We start from the raw sequence: 14,609 nt of genomic DNA, 5'->3' as shown, positions 1-14,609 counted from the left end.
CCGCTATCGCGGCAAGGTGGCTTCCGTGTTCACCACGATCTTGCCGAGCAGGTGGCCTTCCTCGCTGCGCCGGTGCGCGTCGGCGATCCGCTCCAGGGGGAAGACCTCCGCGATCGGGATTCGTACCGCATGGGCCGGGATGGGGCCTTTCGTGCCGCCGTGGGAGAACCGTACGCCCAGCTTCGGCGCGTTGACCGGGTCCGCGATGGAGACCACCTTGGCCGGGTCGCCGGTGAGCCGCACCGACAGCTCCAGCTCGCCCCTGCCCGAGGCGTCCAGCACCCGGTCGACGGGCCCCGGGAGGCGCTCCTCCAGGCCCTCGCCGTAGGTGACCGGCTGGACGCCGAGGTCGCGGAGGTAGGGGTGGTGGCGTTCGCTCGCCGTTCCGACGACCTTGGCTCCCCTGGCGATGGCGAGCTGCGCGGCGGCCAGCCCCACACCGCCCGCGACCGCGTGGATCAGCAGCGTCTGTCCTGGCTGGAGGTCGAGCAGGTGGAGCGTGCGCTCGGCCGTCTCGACGGCGACCGGCAGCGCGGCGGCCTCCTCGTACGTCAGCTCGTCCGGCTTCGGCGTCAGAGCGGCGGCGTCGGCGATCGCGTGCGTGGCCGCCGCCCCCGGCTCGACCTGCCCGAACACCGGCTGGCCGAGCCGCCACCCGGTGACCTCCGGGCCGATCGCGTCGATCGTCCCGGCCAGCTCGAGGCCGGTGCCTTGAGGGCCGTCGACGGGGGCGCCGCGGCGGAGCTTCCAGTCGATGGGGTTCACCCCGGCCGCCCTGACCGCGACCCGCACCTGTCCGGGGCCCGGCTGGGGGAGGGGGACCTCGTCCAGTGTCAGCACCTCGGGGCCGCCGTTGGCCCGATAGCGGGCGGCCTGGGCGGTGACGAGCAGGAGTGCCTTCCCGACCAGCTCGCGCCTGTCCAGCGCCGCGTGCGCCTCGCTCGCCCGCTCCAGCGGCACGGCCAGCCCGACGACGGTGGCGATCCTGTCATCCTCCATGACTCTCCGGGCCAGCCGCCCGAACTCGTCCGGGGCGAACTGGACCTGCTCCATGCCGACCACCCTCGCCGTGCCGGGCTTGATCTGGGCGGTCGAACCGCTGGGCGCGCCGTAGGCGAAGAACGTCCCGCCGGGCTCGACCAGTTCGTACGCGGCGCCGCCGACCTCACCGCCGACCCCGTCGAACACCACGTCGAACCGCCCGCCGAGGCCGGCGTAGTCGACGGCCTCCGCCGCGCCCATGTCCAGGGCCGCCTGCCGCTTCGCCGCGCCGTGGGCCGCGGCCGTCACGTGGGCGCCGGCCGCGCTCGCGAGCCGCACGATCGGCAGTCCCAGCGCGCCTCCCGCCCCGGTGACCAGCACGCGGGCCCCGGCCTTCAGTCCGGCCGCCTCCACCAGGCTCAGTGCGGCGGGTCCCACCTGGATGAGCGAGGCCGCCCGCCACAAGGGCACCTCGCCGGGCACCTCGACCACCGTCTCGACGCCGGCCACGACCTGCTCGGCGTACCCGCCGCCGCCGGGGAGGAACGCGGCCACCCGCCGCCCCGCCCACCCGGGGTCCACGCCTTCGCCCACCGACAGCACCCGCCCGGCCACCCCGGTGCCGGGCACGAACGGCGGCTCGTTCGGGAACCACTCGCGCCCCCACCCGGTCCGCAACTGGGCGTCCAGCGACATCACGTCCACCACGGACACGCCGATGAGCACCTGGCCGGGACCGGGCTGGGGCTCCGGCGCCTGCCGGAGCTCCAGCACCTCGGGACCGCCGAACTTCGTCACCTCGATCACGTTCATGCGACCGAGTCTGATACCTCAAGTGCGGTTGAGGTCAAATTCGGGCTCCTGCTCACCCACCGCCGAAGAGCTTCTGCGCCTGCTGGATGACGACCATCACGGTCAGCGCGCCGAAGAAGGCCACCGACCACACCAGCGCGCCCAGCCGGTACGAGCGCACCTTGATGGCCTCGGGCAGCGACCGCCGGTTGAGGATGATCAGCAGGATCGAGTACACGAACATCATCACGGCCGCGAAACACGCGGAGAACACCAGCAGGATGAGCGGCTGGTCGAGGCCCGCCAGCAGGACCGCGATCCCGATCAGCGCCATGGCCCAGACCGTGTAGAAGTAGACCTGGTTCACCGAGACGGGCTTGTCACGCAGGTAGACCGTCTTGATCGTGTCGGAGGCCAGCCGTGAGGTGTAGTCGACGATGCCCATGGCCGAGGCGAACAGGGCCAGCGCCCCGATCACCCAGAACAGCACGCCGAACCACGGGGCGACGACGTCCTGCAGCACCTTGCCCTCGACCTGCAGGAACTGGATGCCGTTGGCCAGCCCCTCCCGGCCGAACACGGTGGAGTAGGCCAGCATCGACATGAACGCGATGGTCAGGAACGACACCACGGCGAACGTCCAGGCCTGCTCGATGTTCGCGAAGCGCCACCACTGCTTCCACCGGGCCAGGTTCTCCTTGGTGGGCGGGAACTGGAAGCCCGTCGAAGCGGCCGCCTCCTCCTGGCCGGTCACCGGGCTGACCAGGCGCGGCACGTACTGGCCCATGCCGAAGCCCTTGTCGCGGATCCAGTTGCTCTGGCAGAGGTTCTGGCCGCCGCCCGCGCCGGCGTACGCGATGGCGCCCATCAGCACCGAGAACTCCAGCGGCGGCACGGGGAACCTGGCCCCGACCGTCATGCCCTTGCCCAGCTCGACCCAGCTGTCGGCATTGATCGCGAACAGGACCGCGACCACGATCAGCGTCACCACCAGGGCGATCTTCACGAAGATGACCCGTTCGAGCATGGTGTAGATCACCGGCGCCAGCGTCAGGCCGAGCGCGATCACGAGGAGCATGCCGATGGCGATCCACCGCACGCTGCCCGCACCCGACCCGGTCAGGTACGTCACCATGGTCGCGGACGTGGTGACCCAGCCCGGCCAGAGGTTGGAGCAGAGCGTCATCACGACGAAGACCAGGCCCCAGTGTTTCCACATCCGGCTGAACCCGGTGAGCGCCGTCTCGCCGGTCGCCAGCGTGTAGCGCTCGATCTCCATGTTCAGGAACCACTGCGTGATGATCCCGATCGCGGCTCCCCAGATGAAGATGAGCCCGACCTGGGAGGCGATGTACGGCCAGAGGATGAACTCGCCCGACGCCAGCCCCACACCCGCGCCCACCAGCCCAGGGCCGATGATGCGCCATTTCGATCGAGGAGGTTCGGGCAGGTCGCGGATGGTGACGGACGGTAGGACTCGCGCAGGAACGGTCGGGGTGTACTCCGCCATGCGGATCTCCTTGCTCAGCGTTGCCTGACCGCCACATTACAGAGACATGACATGCGGGTGGAATAGCTGGTTAAGTCGCTTTACCACGTATTCGCCCCGGTCAGTGAACCCCACGACTCTCCCGCCGTCCTTCATCGACCCGCCAAGGGCGTCGCGTACGGCCAGCCGCCACGCCTTGGCCGCCGCCGGATCCTCCCGCCGCAGCCGCTCGACGTCGGCCGGCGTCCCCACCAGCACCGCGTCGCCCCGCGCGGCCCTGGTCACCGGCCACCCGCACTCGTCGGCGAGCAGGACCTCGCCGGGCGGCGGCTCCTCGCGCCGCTCGGGCTCGGTTATCCGCCACACCGCCAGCAACCGGTCGGAGGCGTCCCCCTCGTTGATCGCGTCGGCCATGTCCCCGTAGAAGTCCTCCAGGTACTCCTCCGGCAAGGCGCCCAGCTTGACCAGATTGAACCAAGCGTTCCTGCGTACGAGCGGGTCGAACGTCCACGTGATCCGCTCCAGCCCCCGCGCCAGGCACCAGTCCCGCTGGTGCGACTTCAACGCGTACCCGATGCCCCGCCCGACGGCGGCGCCGGTCACGTGCGAGTGCAGCGCCCCGCCGGCCGCCCTGAACCCGACGGAGGCGCCCACCAGCGTGCCTGCCTCGTACGCGCCCACCACGTAGTTGCCCGTGTGCGCGAAGCCGATCATCAGCTCCATGGTCACGGGCGGGTTGTGCGGCGCGGGATGCCAGATGTCGTCGAAGAGCCGGTAGACCTCCTGGAACTCGTCGATCTCCCGCAACTCCCTGATCACCAAACCACCACTCACCCCTCCATTTACGCACGGCGGGGCGCAGCCCGTTACGTGTGCCCTGGCGACTACTCTCAGTAGTCATTCGGATATCCGTTGACCTCGGAGGTTCCCATGACGCTCGTGCTCACCGCCGCTCGCGGACTGGCCGTGCTCGGACTGTGCGCGACGCCGTTCCTCGCCCCGCTCCCCGCCACCGCCGACGACGACGAGCCGGGCGCGGAGCTGTTCATCACCGTCAGACCGGCGTCGGGCGGCGAGTACGCGAGAACCCTCACCTGCGATCCGGACGGGGGCCTGCATCCGCGACCGGTGGAGGCGTGCGACGCGCTGCGCGAGGTGGACGGGCACGTCGAGGACCTCGACGTGGATCCCGGGCCGTGCCCGATGATCTGGGACCCGGTGACGGTCGACATCGCCGGCCACTGGCACGGCGAGGACATCTCGTTCCACCGGCAGTTCTCCAACAGCTGCGTCGCGGAGCGGAAGCTCGGCCCCCTCGTGTAGGCGTACAGCCCCCGCTCAGTGCCTGCCTGCGCAGCCCTTGCAGCCGGGCGGCGGCACGGGTCGGGCATCGCTCCAACCGGCCTTCCTGACGACCGAGGCGGACCACGGCACGCCCTGCGGGAGGCCGGGCATGGGCGCCATGTGCTGCACCGCGAGCAACTCGCCGCTCCGGGGGTCGATGACGAGCTGGACGCGGTCAGCCCCGCGGGTGGGGAGCTGCAAGGCCACCCCTTCGCGCCCCATCGGATCGCGGACGTCGTCGAGCACGCCGACGCCGGGCATGGTGGCCAGCATGCGGTAGACCGCCGCCCGGGTGCCCGGGGTGGCCGGCACATCCCGGACGAGCCGGGCACCCACCTGCATCACCCAGTCGTCCGGGCTGATCGTGGAATGGGCGGAACGGTGTCGCAGGAGCTCGGTCTTGAGCGCCTTCGCCTTCCGCGGGAGCGCGAGCAGCTCCTTCACGGTCGGCTCCCAGCCTTCCGCCAGGACCAGCATCTGCTCCGGGTCGCGGCGCGGGTAGAAACGCAGGTTCTTGTCGCAGCCTCGGGCCGGGCAGAGCCGCGGGGAGCCCGACCGCTTCCAGGCCTCGGTGTCCTCGGTGCTGTACGGCTTGGCGGAGGCGGATTCGTACCAGGTGTACCCGGTGTTGTCGCGCCCGAGGGCCAGCACGTCCCGGCCGCGTTCCTCGACGACGTAACCGCCCTCGCCCTTCCCCCGGGTGATCTCCTCGATCTCCAGCCGCCAGTAGCGTCCGGCACCCTGCGGCTGAGCCGCCAGCCTGGCGGCGGCCAGGTCGAGGAGCCGTTCGGGGGTGGACGCGACCGGCGTTGGGCTCGATCTGGGCACCATGACCACGACCGCGGCGATCACGAGAGCGACGGCCGCCGCGACGAGCACGATGCCCCTCCAGCCGCGTGCGCGTACCGCCGGAGCCGTGCGACGGGTGGCGACGGCCTCCGTGAGCCGGGCCCGCACCGCGGCGACCTGCGCGGGAGAGGGCGGCGGGACATCCGGCATCACCCGGTCGATGAACTCGAACTCCTTCATCACGCCTCCATCCCCAACGCGCCACGCAACTTGGTCCTGGCCCTGCTCAGCCGCGAGGCGACGGTCCCCTCGGCGACCCGCAACGCGCTGGCGACCTCGGCGTAACCCAGATCGCCGTACGCCACCAGCAGCACCACGTCCCGTTCTCCGGCCGAGAGCCTGGCCGGCGCCTTCGCCAGCCGCTCCACCGTCACCCCGGCCGTGAGCCGGTCGACCACCTGCTGGTCGAGCCCGTCGTCGTCAGGAGGCGGTCCCGTCCTCGCCAGCGCCCGGTAGCGGCGCAGCTCCGCACGCCGGTGCCGCCCGATCAGGTTGGTGGCGATGCCGTACAACCAGGGTTTGACCTCGCCGAACGAGGGGTCGAACCTCTCGCGCCGGTCGAACGCGATCAGAAAGGTCTCGGCCGCGAGATCCTCGGCCACGTCGAGGCCGACCCGGCGGCCGATGTAGCGGCGGATCTCCTCGTAGTGGGCGTCGAAGACCGCTTCGAACGCGTCAGGGGCAGTGATCACTCAAGGACTCCCGAATGAGGTGGACACCTCTGCTTGCCCGCCGGGAGCCGTTCCTGCCGCGAATTTCGCCCAATGTGATGCTATGAGGGCTGCGAACCCTGTCACGCACGAGGTGCCAGGCCGTGCCGCCACACGTCGAACACCAGCTCACTCCGATGGGCGCTGAACGCCTGGACGAGATCGCGGGGAAATTCGCGCAGGACGCGCCGAATAAACCTGGAGACAAGGAACTCTGAATATCGCCACCGCACCGGACGCCACTCGACGTGCGACGGAAACAATCCGACCCACCGAGAGCGTCCGGGCTCGGCTCTAATTGCGGATAGTGCGCGAAAGGAATACCGTCAGCGAACGGTCAGGCCCACAACGCCCATTTCGACCCATAGGCTTCCGTGTAGACACAGTTGTAGGAGGTCCACCATCCCCACTGGATGCCGAGGTTCCCCCCATTGAGGCAGTCGGAGTACAGGTAGTAGACGTACCTGATGCTGTCGGCCTGAGCAGGAGCGGTCCCCACCGATAGTGTCAGACCAGCGGCCAACGCCGCGGTGACGGCCAACGATCGAGCTTTGCCCATTGACTCTCCTTCGGGATTCGCGACGGACATCCCGGAAATCATGACAGCGCGGCCCGCCTCCGACGAGCCCCGGAGTTCCCGCGGCGCTCTCACAGAATCGTGAGCTTGTCAGAGATCTCCCTACGCTTTCGAGATCTCTGAAACTTTCACGTGTCGAATGCCAATCCGCCACGACGAGCACCCGAGCCGATGATCGTAACCAAAGGAGATCTGACCGACGCCGATCCGGGGGGACGCCATTCCCGGCACGGTGTACGGCGACGTTTGATGGTGATCTCAGACATGGCCGCGGAGAGTAGCGTGGGCGGCCGGCTACTGTCCGCGGCCGATCATGGACGCTAGATGTGCTCGGCCGGGTTTGCCGGGAGGTAGAAGTTCCAGCTCCCGTGTCCCTCGTGCGCACCACCCCCGGCGCAGTGGCCGTTGTCGGGCCGGCCGTTCCACCAGAGGCAGTAGCACTTGTTGCAGAACCGCCAGTTGTCCTGCTGCGTCGTCGGCGCCATGTCTCCTCCTGTGTTGTCGCGACCGGTGTGCTGTCCGGCCACCGTCAGTGTCGGACGGGACGCAGAGCGTGCGTATCCCCAGAATTGGGGGGATGACGCCGACCGGTTTCCGTGCGTACCAGGCGAGCACGGACACGCGCCTGTAACTGCCTCATGCACCGCGGCCCACGTCGTGAGGCTCTGTGGTTCGCGACAGACAGGGAGACTGGCGTGGCAGCTGTGATACAGAACTAGTGGCTCGTCTCGCATCGTTGACCGAGTAATCGACGTGCCGCCCGGCGGCCAGCAGACTATCTCCAGTGATCGATCTTGGAGGTGGTCGTGGGGCGTCGACCGAGTGTGTTCGTCCGGCCGGTCAGCATGGAGGAGGGCCGCAGGCTGCAGCGGGTCAGGGCAAGGTCTCCTGGCAGACCACGACCACCTGGAAAGCCTCCACCGACCCGGACTTCATCGCCAAGATGAACCGGATCCTGGCCTTATACGACACTCCGCCCACCGACTGCCGGGTGATATCCGTCGATGAGTTCGGCCCGCTGAACCTCCAGCCGCGCAAAGGCAAGGCCTGGCGCCCGGCCGGCAGGCCCCGCCGCCTGCGGGCGACCTACAACCGTTACGGCGGGGTGATGCACATGCTCGCCGCCCTCGACCTGGCCACCGGCAAGATCTACTACCGGATCCGCAAGCGCAAACGGTGGCGCGAGTTCCTCGGCCTGCTCAAGGCCCTGCGAGAGCGCTGGCCTGGGGAGAAGCTCTACATCGTGCTCGACAACTTCTCCCCGCACCGGCACGCCGAGGTACGCGCCTGGGCCGCCGACAACGACGTCGAGCTGGTCTTCCTGCCGACCTACGGATCCTGGCTGAACTGGATCGAATCCGAGTTCGCAGCCCTGCGCTACTTCGCGCTGAACGGCACCGATCATCGCACCCACGACGAGCAGAACGCCGCCATCGCCGCCTACATCCGCTGGCGGAACAGCCGGGCCGAGCCGAAGCCCCGCTTCGCGCCCGAGTCATCGATCCGTCAGTGGACCGAATACCCGGCCAAGGCTGCCTGACAAGCCACGAGCTCAGCCGATTGCCCCACCGCGGCAACGTGCGCCTTGCCACGGCGAAGGGGCCGATAGTCTCAGGGAATCTTGGTTCGGATATCGCTACGCACGGAGGCCATGATGATGCGGTTGGCGCGGGGTTCAAGCCGACTGTACGGCGTGATGCTCATACTGGCGGCGGTAGTCCTGCTCGCGGACCAGCTCACCAAACTGTGGGCGGTCTCCGCGCTGTCCGACAGCGAGCGCGTCGCCGTGATCCCGCCTCTGATCTACTTCCGGCTGCTGTACAACCCTGGCGCCGCGTTCTCCATAGGCATCGAGGCGACATGGGTGTTCACCCTGGCAACGGCAGCGGCAGTGGTCGGCATTCTCTACACCGCACGCCGACTGGCCTCGGCGGGCTGGGCGCTCGTGCTGGGCGTGCTGCTCGGCGGTGCGGTATCCCACCTGGGCGACCGACTCTTCCGCGAGCCCGGCCTGGGCCGCGGGCATGTTGTGGACTTCATCGACTACGGCCCATTCGTGGGTAACGTCGCCGACATCGCGCTCGTCTGCGGGTGCGCTGGATTGGTGCTGCTCAGCCTGCGTGGTGTGCAACTCGCTAAGGTGCCGGGCGAAGAATCCGCCTAGCCTCCCTGTTTCGCTTCGAGTGGCTGAGCCGGTCTGAGCTGGTGTGCAGTGGTGGTTCGGTTGCTTTTCGTCGGCAGGCATGGCCGTGGCCCGACGCGCGGGTCGGGTTCTCCAGGGTTCCTCGGGTGGTGGGCGGGCAGGGGCGCTGTCATGCTTCAGGTGGCTGGCCGGGGCAGGGCTGTGAGGCCTACGAATGCGCTGGTCAGCTCGTTTCGCCAGGGCCAGTGGTTTCGTCCGCGTCTAGCAGCAACGTTTGTCGATGAGTTTGGGCAACGCCGCTGATCGTCGGGTTGCTGTGTTGATGAGTTTCAGCAACGCTCCGGGGCTTGCGGTGAGAGTATCTGCTGTGTCACCCACCGTGAGGGGCACTTCTCATGCCACCTTGATGACAACCTTGCCCGAGGTGTGACCGTTCTCGACAGTGGCGAGGGCGGCCGGGGCGTCGGAGAGCGGGTGGACCGCGGTGATCACGGGTTCGAGAACTCCGTCGAGGGCCAGCCGGGCGGACCGCTCCAGGTTCTCGCGGTCGAGGCGACGCTCGACGAAACGCCCACCGAGATCGGGCACAGACATATCACCCACGGCGATGACGTTGCGGGGATCCCGGGCCAGCGGAGCGACCGTCCGCAGCGAGGCGCCTCCGACCAGGTCGACGATCCCGTCGAAGCCGTCTGGAACCAGCTCGCGTGCTGCGGCGACGACGTCTCCGGCGGCGTAGTCGATGAACCGCACCCCGATGGCTTCGGCGTGCTCGCGTTTGGCGGTACTCCCGGTACCGATCACACGCAGCCCGCGCCCGACGGCCAGCCGGGCGACGGCGAGGCCGACCCCGCCCCCGACCCCGTTGACCAGGACCGTGGCACCGGCCGGGAGGCTGAGCTGGTCGAGCGCATCCACCGCGGTCGTCCCGGCCACTGGCAGCGTTGCCGCCACGGTCGCGGACAGACCCACCGGGATGCGCGCGGTGTTCTGCGCGGACAGCACCGTCGTCTCGGCGTAGGTGCCGCCACCAGTGAGTGCGAAGCCGAAGACCGCGTCACCCACCTCGAGCCCGTCGACGTCCTCACCCCGGGCGAGAACGGTTCCCGCTGCCTCCATGCCCAGCACGCGGGGAAACGGACGCCCGCCGTCGAGCCCGGGGACCAGACCCGAACGCACAAGGTGGTCGAGGGGGTTCACGCCGACCACGGTGACCCGGATCAGCACCTCCCCGCGACCAGGGACGGGATCGGGACGATCGAAGAACTCCTGCACCTCGGGCCCGCCAAACCTACCGAAACCCCACGCCTGCCCCATCTTCTGCCGCCTCCCGGGTAACCGACCCGGTGGTTCCGGGCTCTGTCGCCATCCTCACCGCTCACACCGATGTCAGGGGCAACCGACTGTGGTGCAGGTCACAGCATCAGGCCGACTGTGCCACCGGTTCCAAGGTCGTGGACAGCTCCGCCCGGTGCCGGCTGTTGGCCTTGATCAGCACGTCGAGTGCATCCCGGGTCTCGATCAGGTGCGCGATGTCGGCATCGATCCGGTCGCGCTCGCGCATCATCGCCGTGAACGTCTCCTCGGCGACACCCAGGTCACCCGGGACGTCCACACACGGCAGCACAGTCGCGATCACCCGGCTGGACATACCCGCGTCGAACAGCTGTCGGATGAGCGACACGCGCTGGACCGCAGCATCGGGATAGTGACGCTGCCCCGCGTCGGAGCGTGAGCTGGTCAGCAGGCCCTGCTCTTCGTAGTACCGCAGTGAGCGCGGACTCACGCCCGTGCGCTTGGACAGTTCGCCGATCCGCATCCCTGAGAGCCTACGCCCGCGTACTCCAGGTTCAGACCCCTCCGGCGAGTCATGGACGCTCGCGGACACCGCCACGGCCGCAGGGTTGTCGTCCCGGTCCCACGACTGAGCACGTTCGTCTGTACGCGCCTGAGCACTTTTCTCAGTACGCCGGCACCACCCCACCGTCGCTGAATCTCATCGACATCACCACCCCCGCGAACCCCGGAGCCGTCGCTCAAACCGACGCACAAACGTTGCCGCTTCTCACGGTCGCAACCAGGCCAGGTTGCGGAGATGCGCAGATGGAAGCGGCGACCGCCCCGGGTGATGCGAGCGGCTGCAGGCAGCAGCCGGTAGCGGAGCTTCTTCGGCTCGGCGAGATAGTCTGCTGGCCGCCGGGCGGCACGTCGATTACTCGGTCAACGAAGCGAGACGAGCCACTAGCTCGCTCAAGGTGGGCCTGGAGCGGACGACGGACACCTTCGCCTCGCTGCTGATCGCCAAGAACGTCTCCCCCTGGTCATCCAGGCCCGCATGGGGCATGCGCCGATCACGGAGACGATGGACACGTACGGCCACCTCTACCCCGAGTCGGAAGAGGTGACCAGGAGCGCGTTCGATGACGCGTTGGGCGCGTCCGAGATCGGCTCTGTTGACACATTGATGACACGAGAGCAGTCCGCCTGACCTTCGGGAGACTGTTCTCGCTGGTAGACACCAGGGATGGGTGACGAGTCGGCCTGTAGGCCGGGTTCTAATCCGGCATGATCGTGACCTGTGGCAAAGCATGCGAAGGGCTGCCTGACCTGCAGAAACGCCGTGGTTACTTGTCGTTGTCTGACGTCATCTTGCGGTGCGATGTGCCCTGGCTGCGCCCTGCGGAGAAGCTGCGTCGTCTGGAGTCTCACGATAGGACTCGAACCAGACTTGCAGCGTGTTGATCGATTGACATTGGTTCACGTGTGAGATCGGGCCGATCCATCGAGTCCAGAGCCTTACGGCTCGCACAATGATTGCGACGACGATTGCGCCGTCCACGTGCCGGGGACAAATCGGAGGCGTTTCATGGCCGCCAGTGATGACCACCACGCCGCGCTCGATCGACAGACGGGGCCCTTCGACACACTGACCGCGGCGCTCGGGGGCCTGTTTGTCGGGCACTGTCTGGCCTCCGTGGCCAGGTTCAGCGTCGCCGACGCGCTCGACGACACGCCGCGGACGGCCCAGGAGCTGGCCGAAGTTACCGGGGCGAATCCCGAGGCCCTCAGCCGTGTGCTTCGCCTCCTCGCTGCCCATGGCGTCTTCGCGGCCAGCGACGACCGCTTCACCCACACCGGCGCGTCGCGAATGCTCCGTTCCGACCATCCCCAGTCTTGGCGTGACTTCGTGGCAACATTCGGAACCGAACGTACTGCAAAGCAACTGGGTTACTTCGACTACTCACTCCAGACTGGACTCCCGGCCACGAACAAGCTGAATCCGGACGGGTTCTTCGCCATCCTTCAGAGTGATCCCGAGGCGGGCCGGGTCTTCGACGCCGCGATGGTCTCAAAGGCGCGTATCCAGGTCGCGAGTGTCCTGGCCGCCTACGACTTCTCGGACTGCGCAACGATCGCCGACATCGGCGGCGGCCAAGGACACCTACTGCAGGCGGTGGTGGACGCGGCCGAGCGAACCACGGGCATCCTTTTCGACCTGCCACCGGTGATCGAGCGTGCCGCGGAGATCGCCTCCGATCGGCTCACGCTGCAAGCTGGCGACTTCTTCAAGGACCCGCTGCCGGTCTGCGACACCTACATGCTCATGGACGTGATCCACGACTGGGACGTCGAGCGGGCCACGGCGATCCTGGCTGCCGTACGGAAGGCCGCTCCGCCGCATGCGCGGCTGTTGTTGGTGGAGAGCGTCATCCCCGACGACCCTGGGCCCGACTGGTCTAAAGCCATGGACATCATGATGCTCATCCACACCGGGGGCAGGCAACGCACCCACAGCGAACACGAGTCGCTGTTGCAGACCTGCGGTTTCCGGCTCGAGCGGGTCGTTGCGACGACATCAGATGTGTCGATCCTCGAGGCGGTGTGTGCCTGACCGGGCACTGATTTCGGGTCCGCGTCGAGCGGGATCCTGGCCGATCCCTTGGGAGGGTCGAAAACAGCCAGATCGGGGTGTTCCTCGGCTACGCCTGCGCGGCCGGTCGGGCGCTGCTGGATGTCCGGCTTTACCTGCCGCGGTCCTGGGTCGCCGACCGGGCCGGTGTGCGGCCGCCGGTATCCCCGCCGGTATCGAGTTCGCGACCAAGCCGCAACTGGCGTTGCAGATGATCGCCGCGGCGCTGCGTGCGGGTATCACCACCACCGCCGCCGCTCCGACCCGGCCACCAGCACATAGATCACAAGTGCCGCACCGCGGAGCGGCAGCGGGCCGGCGACGGAGGTGGAAGCCCGGCTTGACGTGTCCCTTCGCCTGTGCATCTTCCAGGGTCATTGGATGCCAACGGTCACAGCCGGGCTTGCGGCGGAGGAGGCGGTCTGCTGGGCTTGCCTGGGGTCGATGGCAGACGGGATGGTTCCCAGCTATCCCACAACCCGTACGCATGTTCGAGGCCATCCCGGAGCTGGAGCGCCCCCCCGCCGGAGGCACCAACCACGCACCGGTGAGGTACGGCCGCTGGTCCACCTTGGCCCCCCGCCGCCCTGACACGAGATCTGTACCGTCGCACGGCGGCCCCCCACTTCACTCGTCCGCGCCAGCCGTCCGGCGTGGTTTTAGCCGACCGCCGGGAGCGCCAGCGGGAGGCGGCGGCGTTGCCGAGACGGCGGCGCGTGCGGCCCGGTTAGGGCCGCCTTGAAGACGTACAGAAAGTTCTCACAGAGGCGCTTCGTGCAGCGCTGTGCGACCGACGTTGATCGTTTACGCCTGGGTCTGAGCTTGAGTCTTCTGCTTGAGGCGTTCGTAGGGGGTTTGGCCACCGAGGCCGCCGTGGGGTCGATCGTAGTTGTAGTAGTCCTCCCATTCGCGGAGTTTGTCGTTGAACACCTCGGCATCGTCGATCACCACGCCGTCGAGCATGCTGTAGAACTCTTCGGCGTCGATGCGGTGTGAGCGCTCGACCTTCCCATTCAGCCGCGGGGTGCGGGGCTTGATGTAGGTATGGGCGATGCCCTTGTCCAGGACATGCCAGTGGAAGGCCGATTGGAACTCGGCGCCGTTGTCGGTCTGGATGACCTCGACCTGGAACGGCAGCCGAGACAGCACGTAGTCGAGGAACTGGATGGCGGTCTTCTGGTTGAGCTGGGGATAGATGCGCAGCACGCGCAGCCGGGTGCAGTCGTCGATGGCGGTGAACTGGTAGTACTTGTTGCGCCCGCCACGCCGGCCGGTGACGCCGGCGATGGGCTCGATGAACTTCACATCGATCTGGACGCGGTGGCCGGGCAGCTGCTTCTCATACCGCTTCCAGCGCCGGTCGTGCCGCTTGTAGCGCTGTGAGGCTGGCAGCCGGCCCATGTCCAGCCGCTTGAGGATGCGCCACACGCCCGACTTGCTGATGGTGACGTCGTGGTACCGCTTCAGGTACATCGCGATCTTCTCGGGTCCGAAGTGGTAGTTCTTCCGCAGATAGATGATCTTCCCGACGACCTCGACGTGGGTGGCGTTGGGGCTGGTCTTGGGCCGCTTGGACCGTGTGCGCAGGCCGTCGATGCCCTCGGCTTGATAGCGCCGGTACCAGATGTAGTAGGCCTGCCGGCTGATGCCGAAATACCGGCACGTCATCGCGACGTTGCCGGTGACCTCCTCGACGTGCCGGATAACCGCCAGGCGCCGCTTGGCCTCACGATCGAGCGGGGGGCTGGGCTGAGACATGTGGATCTCCGTAGTCGGTCGGAGACCCAGGTGTCAACGATGATCGTCAGTTTTAG

Annotated in this window: 15 protein-coding genes and 1 pseudogene; 6 read left to right on the top strand and 10 right to left on the bottom strand. The window is 68.0% G+C overall.

Features of this window, described 5'->3' with window-relative positions; all coding sequences use genetic code 11:
• Positions 1 to 3: 3 nt before the first annotated feature.
• The 3 genes from AB0J64_RS02060 to AB0J64_RS02050 are packed head-to-tail and all read right to left on the bottom strand — an operon-like array spanning position 4 to position 4,096.
• Positions 4 to 1,794, bottom strand: coding sequence for a zinc-binding dehydrogenase (locus AB0J64_RS02060; protein ID WP_364019093.1), 1,791 nt, complete (start codon positions 1,792 to 1,794; stop codon positions 4 to 6).
• Between the two features lie 52 nt (positions 1,795 to 1,846).
• A complete protein-coding gene (locus AB0J64_RS02055; protein ID WP_364019090.1) occupies positions 1,847 to 3,283 on the bottom strand; it encodes an Nramp family divalent metal transporter in 1,437 nt (478 codons plus the stop codon).
• Between the two features lie 36 nt (positions 3,284 to 3,319).
• Positions 3,320 to 4,096: a GNAT family N-acetyltransferase gene (locus AB0J64_RS02050; protein ID WP_364019087.1), complete on the bottom strand. Its 777-nt coding sequence runs from the start codon at positions 4,094 to 4,096 to the stop codon at positions 3,320 to 3,322.
• A gap of 96 nt (positions 4,097 to 4,192) precedes the next feature.
• On the opposite strand from AB0J64_RS02050, the gene AB0J64_RS02045 reads away from it, so the two are divergent.
• Positions 4,193 to 4,585: an SSI family serine proteinase inhibitor gene (locus AB0J64_RS02045; protein ID WP_364019084.1), complete on the top strand. Its 393-nt coding sequence runs from the start codon at positions 4,193 to 4,195 to the stop codon at positions 4,583 to 4,585.
• A gap of 15 nt (positions 4,586 to 4,600) precedes the next feature.
• On the opposite strand, the gene AB0J64_RS02040 is transcribed toward AB0J64_RS02045, so the two are convergent.
• The 4 genes from AB0J64_RS02040 to AB0J64_RS02025 form a co-directional block, all read right to left on the bottom strand.
• On the bottom strand, positions 4,601 to 5,635 hold the full coding sequence (locus AB0J64_RS02040) for a CU044_5270 family protein (protein WP_364019081.1): 1,035 nt from the start codon (positions 5,633 to 5,635) through the stop codon (positions 4,601 to 4,603).
• Positions 5,635 to 6,147: an RNA polymerase sigma factor gene (locus AB0J64_RS02035; RefSeq protein ID WP_364019078.1), complete on the bottom strand. Its 513-nt coding sequence runs from the start codon at positions 6,145 to 6,147 to the stop codon at positions 5,635 to 5,637. Before AB0J64_RS02035 ends, AB0J64_RS02040 begins: the two co-directional genes overlap by 1 nt.
• A 355-nt stretch (positions 6,148 to 6,502) precedes the next feature.
• Positions 6,503 to 6,724: a hypothetical protein gene (locus tag AB0J64_RS02030; protein ID WP_364019075.1), complete on the bottom strand. Its 222-nt coding sequence runs from the start codon at positions 6,722 to 6,724 to the stop codon at positions 6,503 to 6,505.
• A gap of 338 nt (positions 6,725 to 7,062) precedes the next feature.
• On the bottom strand, positions 7,063 to 7,227 hold the full coding sequence (locus tag AB0J64_RS02025; RefSeq protein WP_175587364.1) for a hypothetical protein: 165 nt from the start codon (positions 7,225 to 7,227) through the stop codon (positions 7,063 to 7,065).
• 299 nt (positions 7,228 to 7,526) lie between these two features.
• On the opposite strand from AB0J64_RS02025, the gene AB0J64_RS02020 reads away from it, so the two are divergent.
• On the top strand, positions 7,527 to 8,282 hold the full coding sequence (locus AB0J64_RS02020; protein WP_364019072.1) for an IS630 family transposase: 756 nt from the start codon (positions 7,527 to 7,529) through the stop codon (positions 8,280 to 8,282).
• A 111-nt stretch (positions 8,283 to 8,393) separates the two neighbouring features.
• Complete coding sequence (locus tag AB0J64_RS02015; protein ID WP_364019069.1) at positions 8,394 to 8,906, top strand: signal peptidase II; 513 nt, start codon at positions 8,394 to 8,396, stop codon at positions 8,904 to 8,906.
• A 372-nt stretch (positions 8,907 to 9,278) separates the two neighbouring features.
• Here the strand turns inward: AB0J64_RS02015 and AB0J64_RS02010 are convergent, their stop codons facing one another.
• The gene (locus AB0J64_RS02010) at positions 9,279 to 10,160 is read right to left on the bottom strand and encodes an NADP-dependent oxidoreductase (RefSeq protein ID WP_364019066.1); all 882 of its coding nucleotides are present in this window, start codon (positions 10,158 to 10,160) and stop codon (positions 9,279 to 9,281) included.
• Positions 10,161 to 10,308: 148 nt separating this feature from the next.
• Positions 10,309 to 10,704, bottom strand: coding sequence for a MerR family transcriptional regulator (locus AB0J64_RS02005; RefSeq protein ID WP_364019064.1), 396 nt, complete (start codon positions 10,702 to 10,704; stop codon positions 10,309 to 10,311).
• Between the two features lie 516 nt (positions 10,705 to 11,220).
• Between AB0J64_RS02005 and AB0J64_RS02000 the strand changes: the two genes are divergently transcribed.
• The 3 genes and pseudogenes from AB0J64_RS02000 to AB0J64_RS01990 all read left to right on the top strand — a co-directional run.
• On the top strand, positions 11,221 to 11,373 hold the full coding sequence (locus AB0J64_RS02000; protein ID WP_364019061.1) for a hypothetical protein: 153 nt from the start codon (positions 11,221 to 11,223) through the stop codon (positions 11,371 to 11,373).
• Positions 11,374 to 11,751: 378 nt separating this feature from the next.
• Positions 11,752 to 12,777: a methyltransferase gene (locus AB0J64_RS01995; RefSeq protein ID WP_364019058.1), complete on the top strand. Its 1,026-nt coding sequence runs from the start codon at positions 11,752 to 11,754 to the stop codon at positions 12,775 to 12,777.
• A 44-nt stretch (positions 12,778 to 12,821) separates the two neighbouring features.
• Positions 12,822 to 13,012 (top strand): annotated as a pseudogene (locus tag AB0J64_RS01990) (transposase); the annotation flags it as partial.
• 587 nt (positions 13,013 to 13,599) lie between these two features.
• Here AB0J64_RS01990 and AB0J64_RS01985 read toward each other — a convergent pair.
• Positions 13,600 to 14,553, bottom strand: coding sequence for an IS481 family transposase (locus tag AB0J64_RS01985; protein WP_364019055.1), 954 nt, complete (start codon positions 14,551 to 14,553; stop codon positions 13,600 to 13,602).
• Positions 14,554 to 14,609: the final 56 nt, after the last annotated feature.

It is taken from the genome of Nonomuraea sp. NPDC049695, assembly GCF_040674955.1.
Lineage (GTDB): Bacteria > Actinomycetota > Actinomycetes > Streptosporangiales > Streptosporangiaceae > Nonomuraea > Nonomuraea helvata.
The sequence above is the reverse complement of the archived record's forward strand: the minus strand, read 5'-3'. Positions and strand labels throughout refer to the sequence as shown.

Bases quoted from the DNA above. Each gene is read 5' to 3' on its own strand.
- AB0J64_RS02060 (WP_364019093.1), bottom strand. From the start codon at position 1,794: ATGAACGTGATCGAGGTGACGAAGTTCGGCGGTCCCGAGGTGCTGGAG.
- AB0J64_RS02055 (WP_364019090.1), bottom strand. From the start codon at position 3,283: ATGGCGGAGTACACCCCGACCGTTCCTGCGCGAGTCCTACCGTCCGTC.
- AB0J64_RS02045 (WP_364019084.1), top strand. From the start codon at position 4,193: ATGACGCTCGTGCTCACCGCCGCTCGCGGACTGGCCGTGCTCGGACTG.
- AB0J64_RS02040 (WP_364019081.1), bottom strand. From the start codon at position 5,635: ATGAAGGAGTTCGAGTTCATCGACCGGGTGATGCCGGATGTCCCGCCG.
- AB0J64_RS02030 (WP_364019075.1), bottom strand. From the start codon at position 6,724: ATGGGCAAAGCTCGATCGTTGGCCGTCACCGCGGCGTTGGCCGCTGGT.
- AB0J64_RS02025 (WP_175587364.1), bottom strand. From the start codon at position 7,227: ATGGCGCCGACGACGCAGCAGGACAACTGGCGGTTCTGCAACAAGTGC.
- AB0J64_RS02015 (WP_364019069.1), top strand. From the start codon at position 8,394: ATGATGATGCGGTTGGCGCGGGGTTCAAGCCGACTGTACGGCGTGATG.
- AB0J64_RS02005 (WP_364019064.1), bottom strand. From the start codon at position 10,704: ATGCGGATCGGCGAACTGTCCAAGCGCACGGGCGTGAGTCCGCGCTCA.
- AB0J64_RS02000 (WP_364019061.1), top strand. From the start codon at position 11,221: ATGGGGCATGCGCCGATCACGGAGACGATGGACACGTACGGCCACCTC.
- AB0J64_RS01995 (WP_364019058.1), top strand. From the start codon at position 11,752: ATGGCCGCCAGTGATGACCACCACGCCGCGCTCGATCGACAGACGGGG.
- AB0J64_RS01985 (WP_364019055.1), bottom strand. From the start codon at position 14,553: ATGTCTCAGCCCAGCCCCCCGCTCGATCGTGAGGCCAAGCGGCGCCTG.